The organism is Aquabacterium sp. A08 (assembly GCF_011742065.1).
The window spans coordinates 1-19,505 of the sequence record NZ_JAAQQT010000548.1; the positions used below are offsets into that span (position 1 = coordinate 1).

Below are 19,505 nucleotides of genomic sequence, written 5' to 3' on the forward strand. Positions count from 1 at the left end.
CGGGCCATCTCAACGCTGGGTGATGAGGCGCAGCCCCAGCCCCACGAAGACCAGGCCGGCCACCCGGTCCAGCCACAGGCCGGCGCGGGGGCGGCGGTTCAGCCAACCGCCCACCGTGCCCGCAAAATAACCCAGCAGCCCGAACAGCAGCGCCGCCTGCAGGGTGAACAGCCCGCCCAGCTGCGCCAGTTGCCAGCCCACCTGGCCCTGCGCCGGCACCACGAACTGCGGCAGGAAGGACAGGAAAAACAGCACCACCTTGGGGTTGATGGCGTTGGCCAGCATGCCTTTGAGGAACAGGGTCTGCCAGCCCTGGCGGGGCGCCAGGCTGGCCGCCACCGGGCCGCTGCCGGCGCTGCGCAGGGCCTGCAGCCCCAGCCACACCAGGTAGCCGCCGCCGGCCCACTTCAGCGCGGTGAAGGCCCAGGGCGACGCGGCGATCACCGCGCTCACCCCCACCACCGCCAGCAGGGTGTGGCTCAGGCAGCCGAGCGCGCAGCCCAGCCCGAAGGCAATGCCCTGCCAGCGCCCCCGGGACATGCCCATGCCGAGCACCATGAGGTTGTCCGGCCCTGGGGAGGCGGTGACCAGCACCGCGGCCAGCAGAAAGGGAAGGGCTTGGGCAAGCGTGAGCATGCACCATCATAAAACGCGCACGCTCCGGTGTGCCCGGCCCGGGACTCAGGCGCTGACGCGCGCCAGGTAGGCCTCGAATTCCCCGACCAGGTCGGCGTAGTAGTTCGAGGTCCAGGCGGACTGGCGCACGAAATCCTCGATCAGGAAGCGCCATTGCCCGTCGTCCAGCGCCTGGCGCAAGGCGGGGTGGTGCGACGCGATCATCTGCGAGGCGCCCAGGTAGACCAGGTGGCGGTAGGCGCGCAGGCCGGCCTCGGTGTAACCGGCGGGCACGGCGTCGCTGCGGCCCCTCACGTAGTCGTAAAAGCCTGCAGACACGCGAGTTCCTCGTTGAGGGTGGCCTGACTGGGGAAGTCGTTGTCCCATTCCAGCAGGATGGCTTTGCCGTGGCTGCGCGCCACACGTGCAGCGGCTTCGGCGGTGGGGCGTTCCACCCGGTCGCTGTGGGTGTCGATGTAGAGGCCGAAACGGGCGTCGAATTCGTGCCCGGCCACGTGCATGTAGCTGACGCGGTCGAGGTCGATCTGGGCCAGGAAGGTGTCCAGATCGGTCAGGCCGTGGTTCTTGTGGTTGACGGTGACGTTGTTGAGGTCGAGCAGGATGCCGCAGTCGGCCCGTTCCACCACACGCATCAGGAAGTCGGCCTCGGCCAGCGGGCCGATGTTGGTGTAGTAGGTGGTGTTTTCCACCGCGATGCGCCGGCCCAGCAGGTCCTGCACCTGGCGGATGCGGTCGCTCACGCGCCGCACCTCCTCCTGGGTGAAGGGGATGGGAAACAGGTCGTAGAGCTGGTGGGCGTCGCCGCTGGCAGCCAAGTGGTCGGAGTAGTGCTCGGCGCCCAGGTCGTCCATCAGGGCGCGCACGTCGCGCAGAAAACCTGTGGGCACTGGGGCTTGGCCCCCGAGGTTGAGCGACACCCCGTGCAGGCAGACGGCGTGGCCGGCCTCGCGCAGCCGGTACAGCGGCGCGCGGTCGCGGCGCACCCAGTTTTCGGGCGCGACCTCGTAGAAGTCGGCGCGCACGTCGGCGGGGTTCCAGTTCAGCATCTCGCTGCGAAAACCCACGCCGATCATGCGTTCTCCTCGAGGCTGTTGGTCACGCGCCCGCCGGGCTCACTTCTTGGAGCAGCTGGCTTCTTTTTTGCTGCAAGAAGCTTCCTTTTTGGAGCAGGAGGCTTCTTTCTTGGAGCAGCTGGCGGTCTGCTCTTTCTTGCCGCAGGAGGCGGCGCCGCACTTTTGTTCGGCCGGGGCCTGGGCGTGGGCGGCGGTGGCGATCACGGTGGCGGCGATGGTGGCGAGGGCTTTGAGGTTCATGGTCGTTCCTGGTGGAGGGTGGAATGCCCGGGGGCATGGGCGGCCGGTGTCGACCGCTTACCTGGCTATACGCACCCGGCGCCCGCTTGGATACACCTGGGCCCAAAAAAGTTTGTGCCGTTCACAGGTTGAGCGAGCGGATCAGGCTGCCGCTGAACAGCACCGGGCCGGTGGGCCCGCCTTCGCCGGGCACGCCACCCTTGGGTTCCAGGCTGATGGCCAGGGCCGGCACCGCCTGCACCGCTTCGGCCGCCGTGGCCAGTTGCAGCAGCGGCGCTTCGCCCAGCACGCCGAGCGAACGCGGCTTGCCGTCGGGCGGCAGGGCCCAGAGCTGCAGCGACTTGTCGGACGCTTCCTGGTAGCCGCCCACGCGCTGCAGTGTCAGGCGCTGGTGCTGGGCGTCGAAGGTGACGAGGATTTCCGGCCCCCGGGCCTGGCCCTGTGCGTCGGAGAGCACGGCCACGTACTCGATGCGCTTCTGGCTGGCGACCTGGGTTTGCAGCTCGGTTTGCAGCTGGGCGATGCGGGCATCGCCTTGCTGCTGCACGCCCACCGCCACCCAGCCGCCCAACACCGCCGCCAGCGTGGCCGCGCCGGTGGCGCCACGCCAGAAGCCCAGCCGGCCCCACCAGCCCGTGGTGGCGGCGGGGGGGGCGGCGCGCTGGCGTGCCAGCGCGGCCCGTTCGCGGTCGGCGGCCACCAGGTTCTGGATGCGCAGCCACACCGCCGGGTCGGGGGTGAGGGGGGCTTGCAACTCGGTCAGGCCGGCCACGCGGGCCTGCCAGGCCAGCACGGCGGCGCGGACCTCGGGGCGCTGGCGGGCGATCTGCTCGAAGCGGCGGCGGGCGCCGCCGCGCAGGGTGCCCAGCGCGTGGGCCGAGGCCAGGCGTTGCAGCAATTCGGGGTGGAGGTGTAGGTTCATCGTGTCGCCTTTCTCTGTCAGGCGAAGGGGGCCATGCAGCCGCGCAGCTTGTCCAGGCCCCGGCGGATCCAGCTTTTCACGGTGCCCAGCGGCAGCCGCAATTGTTCGGCCAGTTCGCTGTGGCTGAGGTCTTGCAGGTAGGCCAGGGTGACCACCTCGCGCTGCTTGTGTTCCAGCTGGCGCAGGCAGTGGTGCAGGGCCTGGGCCTGCTGGCCGGCCAGGTGGGTGTGCTGGGGGCCGGGGTCGTCGCTGGCGAGCTGGTCGGCCAGCACCTCGTCGAGTTCCTGGGTTTGCGGGATGCGTTCGGCCTGCTGGCGGCGGCGCAGGTCCAGGGCGCGGCTGCGCACGATCAGGCCCATCCAGGCCATGGGCGGGCTGAGGCTGGCGCGGTAGTCGGCCGCGGCGCGCCAAATGTAGAGGAAGCTGTCCTGCAGGGCGTCTTCGGCCCATTCGGCTTTGCCCAACACGCGCATGGCCACCCCGTACAACTTGGACGAAGCCAGGTCGTACAGGGCCTTGAGGGCGATTTCGTCGCCGGTGGCGACGCGGTCCAGCAGTGCCATGAGTTGGTGGTCGGTGTCGGTCGGGCTCATGCCCCCATTGTCCTGCATAGTCAGGACGCTTCATGTCGGTACGCAGCCCCGTGTGCAACAGATGCAAGGGCGGGTGGCGTTGCGCTGTGGCGAAATTTTTTTGTGCCGCGCTGCATCCAGGGATGCAGAGCCTGCGTACCACTGGTATCGGGCAGGCGTTGGGCCGCGTCCGGTGTGTTCCACCTTCTTTGAGGAGAGATTCCATGCGTGCTGTGACGATCCTGGCCGGTGTGGCCGTGCTGACCCTGACCGCCTGTGCCAGCCAGATGGCGGCCGCCCCGGCTTTCAAGCAAGACGCCCTGCCCGCCGCTGTGCAGGTGCCCGCCGGCCACAAGGTCTACATGGAGACCGTGGGTGTGGGCGAGATCACCTACCAGTGCCGCGCCAAGAAAGACATGGCCGATCAGTTCGAGTGGGTGTTTGCGGGCCCCGACGCCAAGCTGCTGGACCGCGCCGGCAAGCAAGTGGGCAAGTACTACGGCCCGCCGGCCACCTGGGAGGCGAACGACGGCTCCAAAGTGACCGCCACCCAGCTGGCCGTGGCGCCGGGCGGTGCCGGCAACATCCCGCTGCAGCTGGTCAAGGCCAACCCGGCCACCGGCAAGGGCGCGATGGAAGGCGTCGCCTACATCCAGCGCGTGGCCACCAAGGGTGGCGTGGCACCCGCCAGCGCCTGCGGCGCCGGCAACGTGGGGGCCAAAGAAATCGTGAAGTACCAGTCCGACTACATCTTCTGGCGCGCCGCCTGAGGCTGACGCCCATCTTGGCGCGGCCGGGTGCCGTGCCGGGGTGGGGGCTCAAAGCCGGTCCAGCCGGCGCAGCGTGACCTCGGCCTGCGTGCGCAGGCCGGCCCGCGTGTCCGGAGCCATTTTGTTCAGCTGGCGGTAGACCATGGCCAGCCGGGCGTTGCGCCCCAGCCGGTCGCGCTGGCGCTCGAAAAAGTCCCAATACAGGGCGTTGAAAGGGCAAGCCCGCTCGCCGGTCTTGCCCTTTTTGTCGTAGTGGCAGCCGGCGCAGTGGTCGCCCATGCGGTCGAGGTAGGCGGCGCTGCTGACGTAGGGTTTGGTGGCCAGGCGGCCGCCGTCGGCGAACTGGCTCATGCCCAGGGTGTTGGGGGCTTCCACCCACTCGAAGGCGTCGATGTAGATGCCCAGGTACCAGCGGTGCACCTCGGCCGGGTCCAGCCCGGCCAGCAGGGCGAAATTGCCCACCACCATGAGGCGCTGGATGTGGTGGGCGTAAGCGTGTTCCAGCGACTGGCCGATGGCCTGGGCCAGGCAGGCCATGCGGGTCTGGCCGGTCCAGAACCAGTCGGGCAGGGGGCGGTAATGCTCCAGGGCGTTGGCCTCGGTGTAGCCAGGCATCTGCGCCCAGTAGACGCCGCGCACGTACTCGCGCCACCCCAGGATCTGCCGGATGAAGCCTTCCGTCGCGTGCAGCGGGGCGGCGCCGTTGCGCCAGGCCTGTTCGGCCCGCGCCACCACCTCCTGCGGGCGCAGCATTTTCACGTTCAGCGCGAACGACAGCAGCGAGTGGAACAGGTGCCAGTGGCGGTGGGTCAGGGCGTCCTGGTAGTCGCCGAAGTGGGGCAGGGCATGGGCGATGAAATGGTCGAGCTGTTGCAGCGCCTCGGCGCGGTTCAGCGGCCAGCGAAAGGCGTCGGCCTGGGGGTTGCCCAGGGTTTGTACGCCTGCGCTTTGGATGGTGCGCCAGAGGGCGCTGTGGTCGTGGCGGGGGCGGGTGTCGGGCGGCGCGGCGGGGATGCCGGGCCAGGGGCGGCGGTTGTCGGCGTCGTAGTTCCACTGGCCGCCTTCGGGTTGGCCGTCGGCGGTCATCAGCACGCCGTGCAGGCGGCGCTGCTGGCGGTAGAAGCTTTCCATCAGCCACTGGCGCTTGCCCTGGAACTGGCGCTGCACCGCGTCGCGGGGGGTGTAGAAGTGGTCGCTGTCCACCTTTTCCACCGACACCGGGGCGGTGGCGGCCCATGCGGCCAGGGCCTGGTCCAGCCGGTATTCATCGGGCGCCTGGTACTGCACGGCGCGGGCCCGGTAGTGGGCCAGCAGGGCGCTCAGGTTGGCGGGGATGGACTGGCGGTTGCTCGGGTCGTCCAGCGCGACGTAGCGTACGCGGTGGCCGGCGGCCTTGAGCTGGCGGGCGAAGTCGCGCATGGCCGCAATAATGCCCAGCACCTTTTGCGCGTGGTGGACGACGTAATCGGTTTCGGCGCGCACCTCCATCAGCAGGTACACCACGTCGGGTTGCACCTCGCGGAACCAGGGGTGCAGTGGGTTGAGCTGGTCGCCCAGCACCAGGCGCAGGGTGGGCGGCACCGGCGCAGCGGTGGTGGGTGGGGCGGTGGGCTCGTGGGCGCTCATGGCAGGGTGCCCCAGCGGCGTCGGTGGTGGCCGTCGGGGTCGTGTTCCAGGGTTTGTTTCACTGGGTTGAAGCGTCGGCCGCCGCGCGGGTCGGTGCCGCGCCCGGCGATGTAGAGCCAGTTGCCGTGGTTGCTGTACACGTCGTGGTCGATGAGCTGGGCCTCGAACCAGGCGGCGCCGGCGCGCCAGTCGCCCTGCAGGTCGTGAATCAGGTAGCTGGCGACGATCTGGCGCAGGCGGTTGCCCAGCCAGCCGGTGGCGGCCAGTTCGCGCATGCCGGCGTCCACCAGCGCTTCGCCGGTGGTGCCGGTGCACCAGCGCTGGAAAGCGGCGGGGTCGTGCGGGGGCGGTGGGGCTTTGCCCAGGCCCCGGCCGCGGTACAGCGCGCGGCCGTGCTTGAGGTGGAGCAGCCGAAAATGGTCGCGCCACAACAGTTCGAACCAGAGCCAGTGGCTGCCGTCGTTGGCGCCGTGTTCGGCTTCAAACCGGCGCACGGCGGCCATCGCCTGGCGCGGCGAGAGCGCGCCGGTGGCCAGCCACGGCGACCACTTGCTGGAGGCGTCGACACCGTGCAGGTGGTTGCGGGTGGCTTTGTAGCTGTGGGGCAGCCGCCGGGCGTGGTACTGGGCCAGGTGCGCCAGTGCGCCGGCTTCGCCGGCCTGGGCGTTGGGGCCGTGGGCGGGGAAGCTGCTGCGCGGGTCGGCGGCCGGGGCGGGGCCGTGCCACCAGCGCTGGACGGCCGCGTCGGGCGCTGGCGTGGCGCGGGTGTGGACCGTGTCGGGCGCGGGCGCGGGCCACGCGGTGGGGGTGCCCAGCGGCGGCGGGGCGGTGGGCACCCCGGCGCGTTCTACCGCTTGCCGGAACTGGGTGAAGGTGTCGGGCACCTGGGCTGGGGCAAAGGGCAGGTCGTCCAGGTCCAGCAGGGTGCCCTGCCAGACGGTGTGCACGGTCAGGCCGTGGTGGCGCAAAGCGGCGACGGCGTCTTCTTCCTCGGGGGCGGGCAGGTCTTCGCACCAGAGTTCGATGGTCGGCGCGGGGCCAGGGCTGGGGGCGGCTGCTTGCGCTGCAGCGGTTTGCAGGTGCTGGACCAGTTCGGTCAGCGCCTGGGCGGGCGGGCCACTCAGGGTCAGCAGGCGGTGGCCTTGGGCCTGCAGTTGGGCGGCCAGCGCGTCCACCGTGGCCTGCCACCAGGCGCGGCGGTGCGGCCCCATGCGCTCGAAGCCCCAGGGCGACGGGCCTGTTTGGCCGGTGTCGTACACGAACACCGGCAGCCACCACACGCCGCGCTGGCGCGCGCGGGCCAGCGATTGGTGCAAAGCAGGGTGGTCGCCCAGGCGCAGGTCTTGCCGGAACCAGTGGATGACGCCGCCGGCGGCCGGGGCGCTGCCGCGCGTGTCTGACGGGGCGGGGCCGTTCATGGGCGGCGCGGGCCCCCGGCGCTGCGGCAGCGGTCGGAGCAGTATTTGACCTGTTCCCAATCGCGGGCCCACTTGCGCCGCCAGGTGAAAGGCAGGCCGCAGGCCGCGCAGGTTTTCTGCGGCAGGTCGGATTTTTTGCGCATTTTCATGGGTGGGGGTGTTCAGAAGTCGAGGGAGAGCTGGCCCGCCGTGGTTCCGGATGGCGCGCTGGTGGGGCCGCGCCGGGCCTTGGGGGCGGGCCGTTCTTCCCCCCGGGCGTTGCGGCCACCGCCGGGCATGCCCCGGCGCGAGCCGTGCTTGTCCACCACGGCGGCCTGGGCCGCTTTCACGGCGGGTTGGCGGCGCAGGGCGTGCAGCCGGTCTTTGGCCTGGCGCAGGGCGGTGGCCAGGTCCACCGGGGGTGCAGGGATGTCGTCGCCCACCCGCACGCCGCAGCGGGCCTGAAGGTCGGGCGGCATGCGCCAGGGCTCGAACAGCCAGCTGTCGGGCACGCGGCGCAGTGCGGGCAGCCAGCGCCGCACGAAGTGGCCGTGCGGGTCGTGGTCCAGCGCCTGCTTCACCGGGTTGTACACCCGGGTGGCGTTGATGCCGGTGGTGCCCGATTGCATCTGCACCTGCGGCCAGTGGATGCCGGGTTCGTAGTCGAGGAACTCGCGCGCCAGCCAGTGGCCCACCTCGCGCCAGTGCAACCACAGCGGGTAGGCCGCCACCGACACCAGCATGGCCCGCATGCGGAAGTTGAGCCAGCCGGTGGCGCGCAGCATGGCCACGCAGGCGTCCACCATGGGCCAGCCGGTGCGGCCTTGGGTCAGCGCGTCGAAATGGGCGGGGTTCCAGTCGGCCTCGCGCAGGCCGTCGTAGCCGCGGTGCAGGTTGCGCCACTCCAGTTCGGGTTCGCTTTCCAACTTCTGGATGAAGTGGCAGTGCCAGTACAGCCGGCTGTGGAAGGCCTGTAGGCCATGCTTTTGGCGTGCGGCTTCGGGCGGCAGGGCGCGGCGCGTGTTACGGGTGGCCTGCACCACCTCGCGCAGGCCCAGGCTGCCGTAGGCCAGGTGGGCCGACAGGCGCGAGCACGCATCGGGCGCGCTCAGGGGCGAGGAAATGCCGCCCCGGTAGCGGGCGCTGCGGTCGCTCAGGAAATCGTCCAGCACCGCCAGGCCCCGGGCGCGGCCGCCGCGCTGGCGCTGGGGCGGTTCCCAGGGGGGCAAACCCAGGGCTGGGGCGCTGGGCAGGGCGGTGGCGGACCAGGGGTGAGGGTGCAGGCTCGACGGACCGCCCGGTATCTGGCTGGGGAGACATTCGCCCGTGTGGGGAAAGCCAGCCGTCAGGGGCTGCGCCGGCTCGCCGCCTGTGTCCACCGGCACGAGGCGTTCGGGCGCGGCCAACTGCGGCTGGGCCATCAAGGCCTCCCAGCGGGGCTGCCACAGCCGGCGGTCGCGCAGGCCGCGCACCACGCCGAACTGCGGCCATTCGCGCCAGGCCACGCCGCGTTCGCGGCACCAGCGGGCCACGGCCCGGTCGCGCGCGTGGGTGTGGCCGTTGCCGGTTTCCTCGTGGGCGTGCAGGGCGGCGAATGGGGCCCGGTGGTGCAGCCGGTCCAGCACCTCCACCACTTCGCCCACGGCCAGGTGCAGCCGGCTGCCCCGGGCACGCAACTCGCGGTCCAGGTCGGCCAGCGATTCGGCGATGAAGCGGTAGTGTTGGGTGGCCGCGTCGGGTTGCGCCCAGAGGCTGGGTTCCACCACATACAGGCACAGCACCGAGCCCTGGCGTGCGGCGTCGGCCAGCGGGGCGTGGTCGTGCACCCGCAGGTCGCGCTTGAACCAGACCACCCGGTAGCTCATCGCGGGCTCAGGTGTTGGCGCGGCGCTTGAGCCAGCGCATCAGGCCGCCCACCAGCGGCAGCTTTTCGTACAGCTCCTCGGCCGCGTCCCAGTAGTCGCGGTGCAGCGTGACCCGGCCTTGTTCGTTGAACACCAGGTGGCTGGCGCCGCGCACGGTTTGTGGGGTCACGGTGTCGAAACGGCGGAAGCGGAAGCAGAAATCCCAGGTCAGGAACACCTGCGAGCCTTGCTGCACCCGTTCGGTGACGACGAAGCGCGGTTCGTGCAGCGCGGTGAACATGTGGCGGAAGATGGCCTCGATGGCGGCTTGGCCCTGCACCTCGTTGAACGGGTCTTTGAAGCGGGCGTCGGCGGTGTAAAGGGCCACCAGGGCCGGCAGGTTGTCGGGCGACAGGCCCTCGAAGGCCTGCACCAGGCGGTCCAGGGCTTGCGGGGTGTCGGTGACCGAAATGGGTGCGGGGGCGGTCATGGCGGGGGCGTTTACAGGCCGGTGGCGCGCCGCACCAGGGGGAAGTAGAGCCGGTAGGGCAGCAGCCGCAGCAGCTTCATCACCCGGGTGAAGCGTTTGGGAAAGTGGATGTCGAACGCGCCCTGCGCCCAGCCGGCCACGATGGCGTCGGCCGCCTGCGCCGGGGTGATGAGCGCCGGCATGGCGAAGGTGTTTTGCGCGGTCAGCGGCGTGGCCACGAAGCCGGGGTTGATCACGCTCACCCCCAGGCCGTGGGGGTGCAGGTCGAGGTACAGCGCCTCGGCCAGGTTGATGAGCGCGGCCTTGGTGGGGCCGTAGGCCAGGCTCTGCGGCAAGCCCCGGAAGCCGGCCACGCTGCTGACGAGGCTGAGGTGACCCTGGCCGCGCGCCAGCAGCGCGGGCGTGACGGCGTGCAGCAGGTGCAGCGCGCCTTCGGTGTTGATGCGCTGGTGGCGCAGCAGGTCGTCCAGGTCCATGGCGGTGGCGCGCATGGCGCGGTAGTGGCCGGCGCAGTAGCACACCAGGTCCAGCGGGCCGCCCTGCAGCGCCGAGGTGGCGGCGGCTTGCACGGCGGTGGCGTCGGTCACGTCCAGCGGCAGGGCCAGGCTGCCGGGGTGCTCGGCCACGAACGCGTTCAGCTCTGCGGCTTTGCGGGCCGACACGATGACGGTGGCGCCCAGGCCGTGCAGCTTGTGCGCCAATGCGCGGCCGATGCCGGTGGACGCGCCCACCAGCCAAACGCGCCGGCCGCGCCAGTCGCGGATCGGGGGGTTCAGGCTCATGGGCCGACTTTCTGGAACGACAGCGTCACCTCGCCCAGCCGCACGCCGAACTTGCTCATGGTGGCGCGGTTGAGCATCACGCGCTCGTCCACCAGGTACATCCAGTCGTCGAAGCGCACGTCGTAGGTCTTGCCGTCCACCGGCAGGCGCAGGGTGTAGGTCCAGTAGAAGGCGTTGCCCACCGCCTGCCCGCTGGCCGGGCCCACCACGTCGTCGGCGGTGCCGCTGTAGCGCCCGTCGGCGTGCTTGGTCAGGCGCCAGACGCGGCGGTCCTGGCTGCCGTCGGCATAGGTGAAATGTTCGTCCAGCACGCCCTGGTTGCCGTTCCAGGTGCCTTGCATGTCCACCACGAAGCGGCGCACCACCTGGCCGCTGCGGTCCTGGAACACGCCGTGGGCGATCACTTTGCCATTGAAGTATTCGGACAGGTCCAACACCGGTTTTTCGGCGGCGTATTGCTGGATGTCCTGGCTGGCGCAGCCGCTCAGGCCCCCCAGCGTGGCGGCCCCCAGGGTGAGGGCGGCCAGCCCGGTGAGCCACCGCCGCCGCGCGGGCGGTGGCGCGGTGTGTGCTGGCTGGGCGCCGGTGGCCGCCGTGTGCAGAAGGGTGGGGTCGCGAAGCGGGTTCATGGGGCCTCCTGAGGCGCAAGGGATGGTGCCGGCCCCGCCGCTGCGGGGCGCACAAAATGCCAGTACAGGCTGGCCGCCGCCAGCAGCTTGATGGCGCAGGGCAGCACAGCGTAGGCCAAGGTGAGGGCGAACAGGCCCTCGGCTTTGGCTTGGCCTGGCTGGTAGCCCAGCCAGCCCAGCAGGGGCAGGGCCAGTCCGGCGGCCAGCGCCAGGTTGAGCTTGGCCGCCAGGTTCCACCAGCCGAAGTAGGCGCCCTCGCGCCGGCCCCGGTCGCCCTGGGCGCCGATGACCCCGGCCAGCAGCGCGCCGGGCAGGGCCAGATCGGTGCCCAGCGCCAGGCCCGACAGGGCGCACACCCACCAGAAGCCCCACACGTCGCCGGTGGACAGGGTGGCGGCCCAGACGAACACCGCCACCGACAGGCCCATGCCCACCAGCCAGGTGCGCGCCAGTCCCAGGCGGCCCACCACGCGCATCCACAAGGGCAGCGACGCGGCCGCGCCGACGAAGTAGGTCGCCAGGAACAGCGGCTCCTGCGCCGGAGCGGCCAGCCGATCCTGAATGAAGAACAGCACCAGCGTGGCGGGCATGGCGCTGGCCAGACCGCTCAGCACAAACACCGCCATCAGGCGCCGGAACGGGGCGTGGCGCCAGGGGTGCAGCATGCCGTGCCAGCCTGCATGAGAGGCTGTTGCGCCGGGTGTCTGCGTGTTGCAGCCGTTGCCGGTGTTGGTGTTGGTGTGGAGGGCGTGCGGCGCGTGCGGTGGCAACGCGCGGCACCAGGCCAGCCAGCCCAGCGCCAGCGCCACGCCAAAGGCCGTGACCCAGCCGCCCCAACCCAGCCAGCTGGGCAGCACCGAGGCCAGCACCACGCCCACCAGCCCCGCGCCTTCGCGCCAGGCAACGATGCGGGCGCGCTGCACCTCGTTGCCGCCCAGCCGCGCGCCCCACGACTGGTGGGCAATCGCCAGCTGGCTGTAGGCGGCGGTGGTGACCAGCAGCCCAACGAACAGGCCCAGCGCCACCTGCGCGGCACGGGCCGTGCCCCACGGCGGGAAAAACAGCGCGGCCATGCCCGCCAGCAACACCAGGGCGCTGCCCGCGCCCACACCCAACACCCAGCGGTGCGAACGCGCAAACAACCGGTCGCTCAGGCGGCCCAGCCAGGGGTCGGTCACCGCGTCGAACAGGCGCGCCAGCAGCAGCACCAAGCCCAGCGTGGCCAGCGGCACGCCAAACTGCTGCGCGTACACGTTGGGCAGGTGCACGTACAGGGGCAGTGCCACGAAGGCCAGTGGCAGGCCCAACAGCCCATAACGCCAGCCCTCGCGCACGCCCATGGGCGAGGCGGCCCCGTCGGTGGCAGGCCGTGCCGCGCTGGGGGTGGCCGGTGGCGGGCTGGGGCGGGTCATGGGGGTGTCAGCGGTTGGCGGCTTGGCCCAACAGGGCCAGGCGCATCGCGGGTTCCGAGGTGCTGGGCGCCAGCCAGATGCCGAAAAACAGCCGGCCAAATGCCGGATCGGCCACCGCGCCCGCCGGCTGGCCGTTGTGCCAGAAGCGCGCGCCCACGCCCGGCTCGTGCAGGCCGGTCAGGCGGTCGCCGTTTTTCACGTCGGGGAAGATGCGCCGCATGTCGGCCAGCCAGCGCTCGGCCTGGGCCTCGCTGAAGCCGCCGGCGCGGCGCATTTCCTGCACCGAGCGTTCGGCGATGGCGCCGCCCTTGAGGTCGCGCAAGTAGTCCAGCTCCAGCACCACCGGCTGCTCCAGGAAACGCTCGGGTCGGAAGTCGGGCCGGGTCCACAGCCGCGCGTGGTAGACGCGCAGGCCGAAAAAGCGCAGCGTGGCCTCGCCCTGGAGGCGGCTGCCGGGCAGTTGCGCGGGTGCCGCAGGCGACGCAGCCGCTGCGGCAGGTGCAGCCGATGGGGTTGACCCCGCGGCCGAGTCAGTTGCGGCCGTCGCAGCAAGCCCCGCGGTGGCCGCGCCGTTCCCCGGCGCGTTGGCCCACGCCGGTGCCGTCCAGCTCGCCGCGCTGGCCAGTCCGGCGCCCAGCAGCGCCCGGCGCGACCAGCCGGTCAGTAGGCGCTCACTTGGCCAGGGTGTATTGCACGACATCGATGTCTCCTGAAGCAAAGCCGGCTTCGCAGTAGGCCAGGTAGAACTCCCAGATGCGTAGGAAGCGCTCGTCGAAGCCCAACGCCAGCACCTCGTCGCGGCGCGCCAGAAAGTCCTCGCGCCAGCGGCGGCAGGTTTCGGCGTAGTCGGCGCCGAAGGCGAACTCGTCCACCACCCGCAGGCCGGCGGCCTCGGCCTCGCGCCGGAACTCGCGCGGGCAGGGCAGGCAGCCACCGGGGAAGATGTACTGCTGGATGAAGTCGGTGGAGCGGATGTAGCGGTCGAACAGCCGGTCCTGGATCACGATGCTTTGGATGCAGGCGCGGCCACCGGGTTTGAGCAGCTGCGCCACCCGGCCAAAGTAGGTGGGCCAGTATTCGCGACCCACGGCCTCCACCATTTCGATGGAGCAGATCGCGTCAAACGGCCCGTCGGCGATGTCGCGGTAGTCCTGCAGGCGCAGGTCGGCGCGGTCGGCTTGGCCCAGTGCGGCCAGGCGCTGCTGGGCCCAGGCCAGCTGTTCGGTGGACAGGGTGACACCGGTGACGTGGGCGCCGAATTCCACCGTGCCTTTTTCGGCCAATGCACCCCAGCCGCAGCCGATTTCCAGCACCCGGTCGCCGGGCCGCACGCCGGCCATGCGCAGCGCACGCCGCACCTTGGCGTGCTGGGCGTCGGCCATGGGCTGTTCGTGGCCGCCTTCAAACAGCGCGGACGAGTAGTTCATCGTGCCGTCCAGCCACAGACGGTAGAAGGCGTTGCCCAGGTCGTAGTGGGCGTGGATGTTCTTGCGGCTGTTGCGGCGGGTGTTGCGGTGCAGCAGGTGGCGCAAGCGGTACAGCAAGCGCCCGGCCCAGGAGCCGTGGATCACGTCTTCCAGCGCCTGGCGGTTGGCCAGGAACAGGCGCAGCAGGTCGTCCAGGTGGGGCGTGGTCCAGTCGCCGGCGATGTAGCTTTCGGCAAAACCGATGTCGCCCGACTTGAGCGCCGCGCCGCACACGTTCCAGTTGTGCAGGTGGATGGTGGCGTGCAGGCCCTGGCCGTCGCCCAGCGTCTGCACGCTGCCGTCGGGCAGTTGCACGGTGAGCGAGCCGTGGCGCAGGCGCTGCAACAGTTGGAACACGGTGCGCGCGGCGGCCGGCGTCTGGGCCGGCAGTTGCACGGAGTGGGGGGCGGTGACGGTGTGGCTGTTCATGCGTGTGGCTCCCAAGGCTGGCGGGTCACGAAACGGTCGGGGGCAGGCGGTTTGCGGTGAAAGCCCACGCGCTTGAGCCAGAGCTGCAGCGCCTGCCAGTGGATGCGGGCCATGACCATGGCGGTCATGGCCGGGTAGCGCCACAGCGCGCGGCGCAGCGCTGCGGGGGTGATGGGGTGCAGGGTGCCGCTGACGCTGGTCTGCAGCAGCGGGCCGTCGGTGTCGTCGTGGTCCACCCGCACCACGGTGCGGGCCTGGCCGGCGTGCACCGTGCGCATGAAGCGGAAGCGGTAGCCGCCGCTGGTGCGGCAGAACGGCGACACGTGAAAGCATTTGTCGGCGCGCAGCTCGGCGCCGTAGCGTGGGCGGTCCAGCAGGTAGCAGTGGCGTTCGCCGAAGGTGTTGTTCACCTCGGCCACCACGGCGCGCAGGCTGCCGTCGGCCCGGTGGCAGTACCAGAAGCTCACCGGCTTGAAGGTGTAGCCCAGCACCCGCGGGTAGGTGTGTAGCCAGACCTCGCCGTCGGCGTCGGCAATGCCTTCGCCCGCCAGCATCTCGGTCAGCCAGGCCAGCGCGCCGCCGCGTTCCGGGCCGCGGCCGTCGCCGTGGTCGCGGTCGTGGAAACTGATGGTTCCGGCGCGGTTCACCGCCAGGCCGCCCAGTGCCGCCGGCTCGTGCAGGCGGCGCATGGGCAGCAGCAGGAACCAGGTGTCGTAGGCGAAGGCGTGCCGGCGCGGCCGCAACCGGGTGTGGCGCACCTGGCCCCACCCGATCTGGGCCACGGCGCCGCGGTCGCCAGGGGCGTCGATCATGCGGCCTGCCTCCGGGCGCCGGCGGTGTGGGCCAGCAGCTGGTCGGCGGCGGCCAGGCCCGACTTCAGCCCGTCTTCGTGGAAGCCGTAGCCCGTCCATGCACCGCAGTACCAGGTGTGCAGGTGGCCCTGCAAGGCGGGCACGCGGCGCTGCGCGGCAATGGCGGCCAGGTCGAACACCGGGTGGCTGTACTCGAACGTGCCCAGCACCTGGGCCGGGTCGATCGGGTGGACCGGGTTGAGCGACTCCACCACCGGCTGGCTGAACGGCAGCGGCTGCAGGCGGTTGAGCAGGTAGTGCAGGCAGACGCGGGCGGATTCCTGCTGCGCATTGGCCGCGCGCTCGTAGTTCCAGGCGGCCCAGGCTGCGGTGCGCTGGGGCAGCACCGAGGTGTCGGTGTGCAGCACGGCCCGGTTGGGCTGGTAGCGGATGGCGCCCAGCACCTCGGCCTCCACGTTGGTGGGGCGGCCCAGCAGGGCCAGGGCCTGGTCGGAATGGCAGGCCAGCACCACCTGGTCGAAGCGCTCGGGGCCGTGGGCGGTGTGCAGCGTGACGCCGGCCTCGTCGCGGTCCAGCCGGCGCACGGGGGTGTTCAGGCGGGCGTCCGGCACCTGGGCCACGATTTTTTCCACATAGTGCCGCGCGCCGCCCACCACCGTGTGCCACTGCGGCCGGTCGTTCACCTGCAGCAGCCCGTGGTTGTGGCAGAAGCGGATCATGGTGGCCACCGGGAAGCGCAGCATCTGGTCGGTCGGGCAACTCCAGATGCAGCCCAGCATGGGCAGGAAGTACCAGTCGCGGAAGGCGGTGCCGAAGCGGTGCTGGTCCAGGAAATCGTGCAGGGGCTGCACCATGTCGGCCTCGCGCTGGGCCGCGGCCAGTTGGGTGCAGAGGCGGTTGAAGCGCAGCAGGTCGCTGAGCATGCCCAGGAAGCGCGGGTTCAGCAGGTTGCGCTTTTGCGCAAACACGGTGGCCAGGTTGTTGCCGCTCCATTCCAGCCGGCGGCCCGGGCGTGCGCCCGGCACCTGCACCGAAAACGACATGTCCGACGGGGCCGTGGCCACGCCCAGTTCGGCGAACAGGGCGATCAACTGGGGGTAGGTGCGCTCGTTGAACACCAGGAACCCGGTGTCCACCCCGTGGCTGACCGGGCCTTGCGCGGTGGGCAGGGTGATGTCCACCGTGTGGGTGTGGCCGCCGAAGTAGTCGCCCGCCTCGAACAGCGTGACCTGGGCCTGGCCACGCAGCCGGTGCGCCGCGGCGAGTCCGGAAATGCCTGAGCCGACGATGGCAACTTTCATGGGTGCTCCTGTGGGGCTTTATTTGTCCTAGACAAAATTCATTGTATGCTAAAGTCGGATGGCGTGTGCAATTCATGCACCCTGTAAGCAATACGCCCCGACGCCGACAATGGATGCACCCATGGACACCCTTCCCGCCGACCTGCTGGCCCATGCGCCCCTGCCCGATGTGACCTGGTCCATTGCCGAGGTCGAGCGCGACACCGGTTTGGGCAAGGACACCCTGCGCGTCTGGGAGCGGCGCTACGGTTTCCCCACCCCCGGGCGCGACGCCGCCGGCGAGCGTGCTTACCCGCCGGCCCAGGTGCAGCGCCTGCGCCTGATCAAGCGCCTGCTGGACGCCGGCCTTCGCCCGGGCAAGGTGGTGCCGCTGGACGACGCACAGCTGGAGGCCCTGCTGGCGCAGGCCCGCAGCGAACCGGCCGCTGCCGGCGTGGCGCCCCCGACGGCACTGGGCCCCTGGCCCGGCGACCCCGACACCCCCTGGCTGCGCTGGATGACCGAGAACCGCACCGACCTGGTCAAGCAGGCGCTGCAGCAGCACATCCTGCGCCACGGGCTGGGGCCGACGGTGGAGCAGCTGGTGGCCCCGCTGTGCGTGCACGTGGGCGAGGCCTGGCTGCGCGGTGAACTCTCGGTGTACCAGGAGCACCTGTTCACCGAGACCCTGCAATCGGTGCTGCGCGAAGCGATCGCTGCGGTCGACGCCAGCGGCCAGGCCCTGCAGCGGCGCCCGCGCGTGCTGCTCACCACCACGCCGTCGGAACTGCATGGGCTGGGGCTGCTCATGGCGGAAAGCTTTTTCGCCCTGGAGTCGTGTCACCGGCTGGCGCTGGGCACCTCCACCCCGGTGGCCGACATCGTGTTGGCGGCCCAGCAGCTGCAGGTCGACGTGCTGGCCCTGAGCTACAGCGCCCACGCCTCGCGGCGCGATGTGGTGGACACCCTGCAGCAACTGGTGGACCAGCTGCCGCGCGGCGTCGAGGTCTGGGTCGGCGGCGCGGCGGTGGCGCTGCACCGGCGCGGCCTGCCCGAGGGCGTCACCGTGCTGCGCCGCGCCAACGAGGTCAACCTGCAGGTGCGCGCCTGGCGGCTGCGCCACGGCACGGCGCTCGCTTGGGATGGCGCCGCCTGAGTTGGTTTGTCATGGACAATTTAGTGGTGCGGCAGGCGTACCAGCGGCCCGTACTTTTGCGCCAGGTGGCGTTCGCCGCGCTCCAGCACGAAGTAGCGAAAGGCCTCGGCCGCGGGTGACAGCAACTTGGACAGGGTGTGCACCAGGTTCCAGGCGCGCACCACCGGCGCCCCCTCCACGTCCAGCGTGGCGATTAGGCGGTGCTCCAGTTCCAGCCCCACGGTGTGCAGCGACAGAAAGCTGATGCCCATGCCCGCCATCACCGCCTGCTTGATGGTCTCGTTGCTCGACATCTCCATCACCACCCGCAGTTCGGTGCGGCTGGGCTCCAGAAACTTCTCCAGCGCCGCCCGGGTGCCCGAGCCCCGTTCGCGCAGGATGAAGCCGTAGGGGCTGAGCGACGCCACCGTCGGGTGGCCCACCTTGAGCAGGGGGTGATCGGTCGGCGCGACGAAGACGTGCGGGTGGGCGGCGAAGGGCTCGGCCCGGGTCGCCAGTTCGGTCGGGGGTTGGCCCATGACCGCGATGTCCACCTCGTTGCCGTGCAGCATCTGCAGCAGTTGCGCGCGGTTGCCCACCGCTAGGCGGATCTCCACCCCGGCGTGCTCCTGCTGGAATTCGGCCAGCAGGCGCGGCAGAAAGTACTTGGCGGTGCTGACCATGCCGATGGTCAGGGTGCCCACCTCCAGCCGCTGCAGGCGGGCGGCCGCGTCCTCCGCGTCTTTGAGGGTGGCCAGCACCTTGCGCGCGTACACCAGCATGTATTCGCCGGCCGTGGTCAGGCTCACCTGCCGGCCCGAGCGTTCGAACAGCGGCAGGCCGACGTGCCCCTCCAGTTCCTTGACCTGCATGGTCACGGCCGGCGGTGTCAGGTGCAGCACCTCGGCCGCCCGGGCAAAGCTCAGGTGGCGCGCGACCTCCACGAACACCCGCAACTGCCGGAAGGTGGCGTTCTTCATTCAGGTTTTCCTTAACAAATTACGAATGAATCGTTAATTTACCTTAGTTAAGTGCTTGCTTATAGTTTGTGTCAGACCACCGCCCGAGGGCGGACCGAGGAGACCGACATGCTGCAAGCGCTGATTTTTGACGTCGACGGCACCCTGGCCGACACCGAGGAGGCCCACCGGGCCGCCTTCAACCACGCCTTCGCCACCGAAGGCATGGACTGGCACTGGGACGTGGCGCACTACACCCGCTTGCTGCAGGTGGCCGGTGGCAAGGAACGCATCCTGCACCACTGGCGCAGCGTGCAGCCCGACCTGACCGACCTGGACGGTCAAGGGGTGCAGCAGACGGTGGACCGGCTGCACGCCCGCAAAACCGCCGCCTACGAGGAAGCGGTGCAGGACGGTGCGGTGCGGCTGCGCCCCGGCGTTCATGCCCTGGTGGACGCCGCCGCCCAGGCCGGCCTGCGCCTGGCCATCGCCACCACCACCACACCGGCCAACGTGGCCGCCCTGTTGCGCCACGCCTGGGGCCACGACTGGCGCCAGCGCTTCGACGTGATCGAAGACGCCGACACCGCCCCGCGCAAGAAACCCCACCCGCAGGTGTACCGCCAGGCCCTGGCCCGCTTGGGGCTGGCCCCGGCGGCGGCGCTGGCCTTCGAGGACTCGGCCAACGGCCTGCGCGCCGCCCTGGCCGCCGGCCTGGCCACCGTGGTCACGCCCAACGCCTACACCGCCCACCACGGTTTCGAAGGCGCCCTGCGGGTGCTGCCCGACCTGTCCACCGTGCGCCTGGCCGACCTGGCGCGCTGGACCGCGCCCCAGACCGCCTGACCCCGCCCCACCCGCCCACGCCCTGCCCCCATGCCGCTGTCCCAACGCACCACCCTGACCCAGTTCCTCATCGAGGAACGCCGCCGCCACCCCGACGCCAGCGGCGACTTCAACGCCCTCTTGCTGGACGTGGCCCTGGCCTGCAAGGCCATCGCCCGCTCGGTCGCTTTCGGCGCCCTGGGCGA

General features: G+C 70.8%; 22 protein-coding genes and 1 pseudogene. 4 read left to right on the forward strand and 19 right to left on the reverse strand.

All coding sequences use genetic code 11. From position 1 onward, the window contains the following. Nucleotides 1-9: 9 nt before the first annotated feature. From HA630_RS04925 to HA630_RS04950, 6 genes are all read right to left on the reverse strand, one after another. A complete protein-coding gene (locus tag HA630_RS04925) occupies nucleotides 10-636 on the reverse strand; it encodes a LysE family translocator (protein ID WP_166832869.1) in 627 nt (208 codons plus the stop codon). Nucleotides 637-681: 45 nt separating this feature from the next. Then, the gene (locus HA630_RS04930) at nucleotides 682-954 is read right to left on the reverse strand and encodes a putative DNA-binding domain-containing protein (RefSeq protein ID WP_166832871.1); all 273 of its coding nucleotides are present in this window, start codon (nucleotides 952-954) and stop codon (nucleotides 682-684) included. Beyond that, nucleotides 927-1,709, reverse strand: a complete 783-nt coding sequence (locus tag HA630_RS04935; protein ID WP_166832873.1) for a DUF692 family multinuclear iron-containing protein — start codon at nucleotides 1,707-1,709, stop codon at nucleotides 927-929. The genes HA630_RS04930 and HA630_RS04935 overlap by 28 nt, the downstream gene beginning before the upstream one ends. A gap of 39 nt (nucleotides 1,710-1,748) precedes the next feature. Next, nucleotides 1,749-1,949 carry a hypothetical protein gene (locus HA630_RS04940; protein WP_166832875.1) on the reverse strand — a complete coding sequence of 67 codons (201 nt, stop codon included), beginning with the start codon at nucleotides 1,947-1,949 and terminating at the stop codon, nucleotides 1,749-1,751. A gap of 121 nt (nucleotides 1,950-2,070) precedes the next feature. Further along, the gene (locus tag HA630_RS04945) at nucleotides 2,071-2,871 is read right to left on the reverse strand and encodes an anti-sigma factor domain-containing protein (protein ID WP_166832877.1); all 801 of its coding nucleotides are present in this window, start codon (nucleotides 2,869-2,871) and stop codon (nucleotides 2,071-2,073) included. Between the two features lie 17 nt (nucleotides 2,872-2,888). Next, complete coding sequence (locus HA630_RS04950; RefSeq protein WP_243855347.1) at nucleotides 2,889-3,464, reverse strand: sigma-70 family RNA polymerase sigma factor; 576 nt, start codon at nucleotides 3,462-3,464, stop codon at nucleotides 2,889-2,891. A gap of 203 nt (nucleotides 3,465-3,667) precedes the next feature. Between HA630_RS04950 and HA630_RS04955 the strand changes: the two genes are divergently transcribed. Further along, the gene (locus tag HA630_RS04955) at nucleotides 3,668-4,213 is read left to right on the forward strand and encodes a DUF3455 domain-containing protein (RefSeq protein WP_166832881.1); all 546 of its coding nucleotides are present in this window, start codon (nucleotides 3,668-3,670) and stop codon (nucleotides 4,211-4,213) included. A gap of 48 nt (nucleotides 4,214-4,261) precedes the next feature. Here HA630_RS04955 and HA630_RS04960 read toward each other — a convergent pair whose 3' ends face one another. Genes HA630_RS04960 through HA630_RS05015 form a run of 12 tightly spaced genes read right to left on the reverse strand, consistent with a single transcriptional unit; the run spans nucleotide 4,262 to nucleotide 16,401 of the window. Continuing rightward, on the reverse strand, nucleotides 4,262-5,839 hold the full coding sequence (locus HA630_RS04960; protein WP_166832883.1) for a cryptochrome/photolyase family protein: 1,578 nt from the start codon (nucleotides 5,837-5,839) through the stop codon (nucleotides 4,262-4,264). After that, nucleotides 5,836-7,257, reverse strand: a complete 1,422-nt coding sequence (locus tag HA630_RS04965; RefSeq protein WP_166832885.1) for a DASH family cryptochrome — start codon at nucleotides 7,255-7,257, stop codon at nucleotides 5,836-5,838. The genes HA630_RS04960 and HA630_RS04965 overlap by 4 nt, the downstream gene beginning before the upstream one ends. Continuing rightward, nucleotides 7,254-7,406 (reverse strand): DUF2256 domain-containing protein, encoded by a 153-nt coding sequence (locus HA630_RS26500; protein ID WP_101047993.1) that lies wholly within the window; start codon nucleotides 7,404-7,406, stop codon nucleotides 7,254-7,256. Before HA630_RS26500 ends, HA630_RS04965 begins: the two co-directional genes overlap by 4 nt. A 12-nt stretch (nucleotides 7,407-7,418) precedes the next feature. Continuing rightward, nucleotides 7,419-9,101 (reverse strand): FAD-binding domain-containing protein, encoded by a 1,683-nt coding sequence (locus HA630_RS04975; RefSeq protein WP_166832887.1) that lies wholly within the window; start codon nucleotides 9,099-9,101, stop codon nucleotides 7,419-7,421. Nucleotides 9,102-9,108: 7 nt separating this feature from the next. Continuing rightward, complete coding sequence (locus tag HA630_RS04980) at nucleotides 9,109-9,570, reverse strand: nuclear transport factor 2 family protein (RefSeq protein ID WP_166832889.1); 462 nt, start codon at nucleotides 9,568-9,570, stop codon at nucleotides 9,109-9,111. 11 nt (nucleotides 9,571-9,581) lie between these two features. Further along, nucleotides 9,582-10,352 carry an SDR family oxidoreductase gene (locus tag HA630_RS04985; RefSeq protein ID WP_166832891.1) on the reverse strand — a complete coding sequence of 257 codons (771 nt, stop codon included), beginning with the start codon at nucleotides 10,350-10,352 and terminating at the stop codon, nucleotides 9,582-9,584. Then, nucleotides 10,349-10,981, reverse strand: a complete 633-nt coding sequence (locus HA630_RS04990) for a DUF3833 domain-containing protein (RefSeq protein ID WP_166832893.1) — start codon at nucleotides 10,979-10,981, stop codon at nucleotides 10,349-10,351. The genes HA630_RS04985 and HA630_RS04990 overlap by 4 nt, the downstream gene beginning before the upstream one ends. Beyond that, on the reverse strand, nucleotides 10,978-12,393 hold the full coding sequence (locus HA630_RS04995) for an MFS transporter (RefSeq protein ID WP_371809201.1): 1,416 nt from the start codon (nucleotides 12,391-12,393) through the stop codon (nucleotides 10,978-10,980). Before HA630_RS04995 ends, HA630_RS04990 begins: the two co-directional genes overlap by 4 nt. A gap of 7 nt (nucleotides 12,394-12,400) precedes the next feature. Then, nucleotides 12,401-13,093 carry a chalcone isomerase family protein gene (locus tag HA630_RS05000; RefSeq protein ID WP_166832895.1) on the reverse strand — a complete coding sequence of 231 codons (693 nt, stop codon included), beginning with the start codon at nucleotides 13,091-13,093 and terminating at the stop codon, nucleotides 12,401-12,403. Then, nucleotides 13,065-14,288 (reverse strand): cyclopropane-fatty-acyl-phospholipid synthase family protein, encoded by a 1,224-nt coding sequence (locus HA630_RS05005; RefSeq protein ID WP_166832897.1) that lies wholly within the window; start codon nucleotides 14,286-14,288, stop codon nucleotides 13,065-13,067. Before HA630_RS05005 ends, HA630_RS05000 begins: the two co-directional genes overlap by 29 nt. Beyond that, nucleotides 14,285-15,100 (reverse strand): DUF1365 domain-containing protein, encoded by an 816-nt coding sequence (locus tag HA630_RS05010; RefSeq protein ID WP_166832899.1) that lies wholly within the window; start codon nucleotides 15,098-15,100, stop codon nucleotides 14,285-14,287. Before HA630_RS05010 ends, HA630_RS05005 begins: the two co-directional genes overlap by 4 nt. After that, entirely contained in the window at nucleotides 15,097-16,401 is a 1,305-nt protein-coding gene (locus HA630_RS05015) for an NAD(P)/FAD-dependent oxidoreductase (protein WP_166832901.1), read from the reverse strand. The genes HA630_RS05010 and HA630_RS05015 overlap by 4 nt, the downstream gene beginning before the upstream one ends. A 121-nt stretch (nucleotides 16,402-16,522) precedes the next feature. Between HA630_RS05015 and HA630_RS05020 the strand changes: the two genes are divergently transcribed. Then, nucleotides 16,523-17,536, forward strand: a complete 1,014-nt coding sequence (locus HA630_RS05020) for a MerR family transcriptional regulator (RefSeq protein ID WP_166832903.1) — start codon at nucleotides 16,523-16,525, stop codon at nucleotides 17,534-17,536. 20 nt (nucleotides 17,537-17,556) lie between these two features. Here the strand turns inward: HA630_RS05020 and HA630_RS05025 are convergent, their stop codons facing one another. Continuing rightward, complete coding sequence (locus HA630_RS05025; RefSeq protein ID WP_166832905.1) at nucleotides 17,557-18,495, reverse strand: LysR family transcriptional regulator; 939 nt, start codon at nucleotides 18,493-18,495, stop codon at nucleotides 17,557-17,559. 111 nt (nucleotides 18,496-18,606) lie between these two features. On the opposite strand from HA630_RS05025, the gene HA630_RS05030 reads away from it, so the two are divergent. Both HA630_RS05030 and HA630_RS23430 read left to right on the forward strand, forming a co-directional pair. Beyond that, a complete protein-coding gene (locus HA630_RS05030) occupies nucleotides 18,607-19,320 on the forward strand; it encodes an HAD-IA family hydrolase (protein ID WP_166832909.1) in 714 nt (237 codons plus the stop codon). A gap of 30 nt (nucleotides 19,321-19,350) precedes the next feature. Then, nucleotides 19,351-19,505 (forward strand): annotated as a pseudogene (locus HA630_RS23430) (class 1 fructose-bisphosphatase); the annotation flags it as partial.

Bases quoted from the DNA above. Each gene is read 5' to 3' on its own strand.
- HA630_RS04925 (WP_166832869.1), bottom strand. From the start codon at position 636: ATGCTCACGCTTGCCCAAGCCCTTCCCTTTCTGCTGGCCGCGGTGCTG.
- HA630_RS04935 (WP_166832873.1), bottom strand. From the start codon at position 1,709: ATGATCGGCGTGGGTTTTCGCAGCGAGATGCTGAACTGGAACCCCGCC.
- HA630_RS04940 (WP_166832875.1), bottom strand. From the start codon at position 1,949: ATGAACCTCAAAGCCCTCGCCACCATCGCCGCCACCGTGATCGCCACC.
- HA630_RS04945 (WP_166832877.1), bottom strand. From the start codon at position 2,871: ATGAACCTACACCTCCACCCCGAATTGCTGCAACGCCTGGCCTCGGCC.
- HA630_RS04950 (WP_243855347.1), bottom strand. From the start codon at position 3,464: ATGAGCCCGACCGACACCGACCACCAACTCATGGCACTGCTGGACCGC.
- HA630_RS04955 (WP_166832881.1), top strand. From the start codon at position 3,668: ATGCGTGCTGTGACGATCCTGGCCGGTGTGGCCGTGCTGACCCTGACC.
- HA630_RS04960 (WP_166832883.1), bottom strand. From the start codon at position 5,839: ATGAGCGCCCACGAGCCCACCGCCCCACCCACCACCGCTGCGCCGGTG.
- HA630_RS04965 (WP_166832885.1), bottom strand. From the start codon at position 7,257: ATGAACGGCCCCGCCCCGTCAGACACGCGCGGCAGCGCCCCGGCCGCC.
- HA630_RS26500 (WP_101047993.1), bottom strand. From the start codon at position 7,406: ATGAAAATGCGCAAAAAATCCGACCTGCCGCAGAAAACCTGCGCGGCC.
- HA630_RS04975 (WP_166832887.1), bottom strand. From the start codon at position 9,101: ATGAGCTACCGGGTGGTCTGGTTCAAGCGCGACCTGCGGGTGCACGAC.
- HA630_RS04980 (WP_166832889.1), bottom strand. From the start codon at position 9,570: ATGACCGCCCCCGCACCCATTTCGGTCACCGACACCCCGCAAGCCCTG.
- HA630_RS04985 (WP_166832891.1), bottom strand. From the start codon at position 10,352: ATGAGCCTGAACCCCCCGATCCGCGACTGGCGCGGCCGGCGCGTTTGG.
- HA630_RS04990 (WP_166832893.1), bottom strand. From the start codon at position 10,981: ATGAACCCGCTTCGCGACCCCACCCTTCTGCACACGGCGGCCACCGGC.
- HA630_RS04995 (WP_371809201.1), bottom strand. From the start codon at position 12,393: ATGACCCGCCCCAGCCCGCCACCGGCCACCCCCAGCGCGGCACGGCCT.
- HA630_RS05000 (WP_166832895.1), bottom strand. From the start codon at position 13,093: ATGTCGTGCAATACACCCTGGCCAAGTGAGCGCCTACTGACCGGCTGG.
- HA630_RS05005 (WP_166832897.1), bottom strand. From the start codon at position 14,288: ATGAACAGCCACACCGTCACCGCCCCCCACTCCGTGCAACTGCCGGCC.
- HA630_RS05010 (WP_166832899.1), bottom strand. From the start codon at position 15,100: ATGATCGACGCCCCTGGCGACCGCGGCGCCGTGGCCCAGATCGGGTGG.
- HA630_RS05015 (WP_166832901.1), bottom strand. From the start codon at position 16,401: ATGAAAGTTGCCATCGTCGGCTCAGGCATTTCCGGACTCGCCGCGGCG.
- HA630_RS05020 (WP_166832903.1), top strand. From the start codon at position 16,523: ATGGACACCCTTCCCGCCGACCTGCTGGCCCATGCGCCCCTGCCCGAT.
- HA630_RS05025 (WP_166832905.1), bottom strand. From the start codon at position 18,495: ATGAAGAACGCCACCTTCCGGCAGTTGCGGGTGTTCGTGGAGGTCGCG.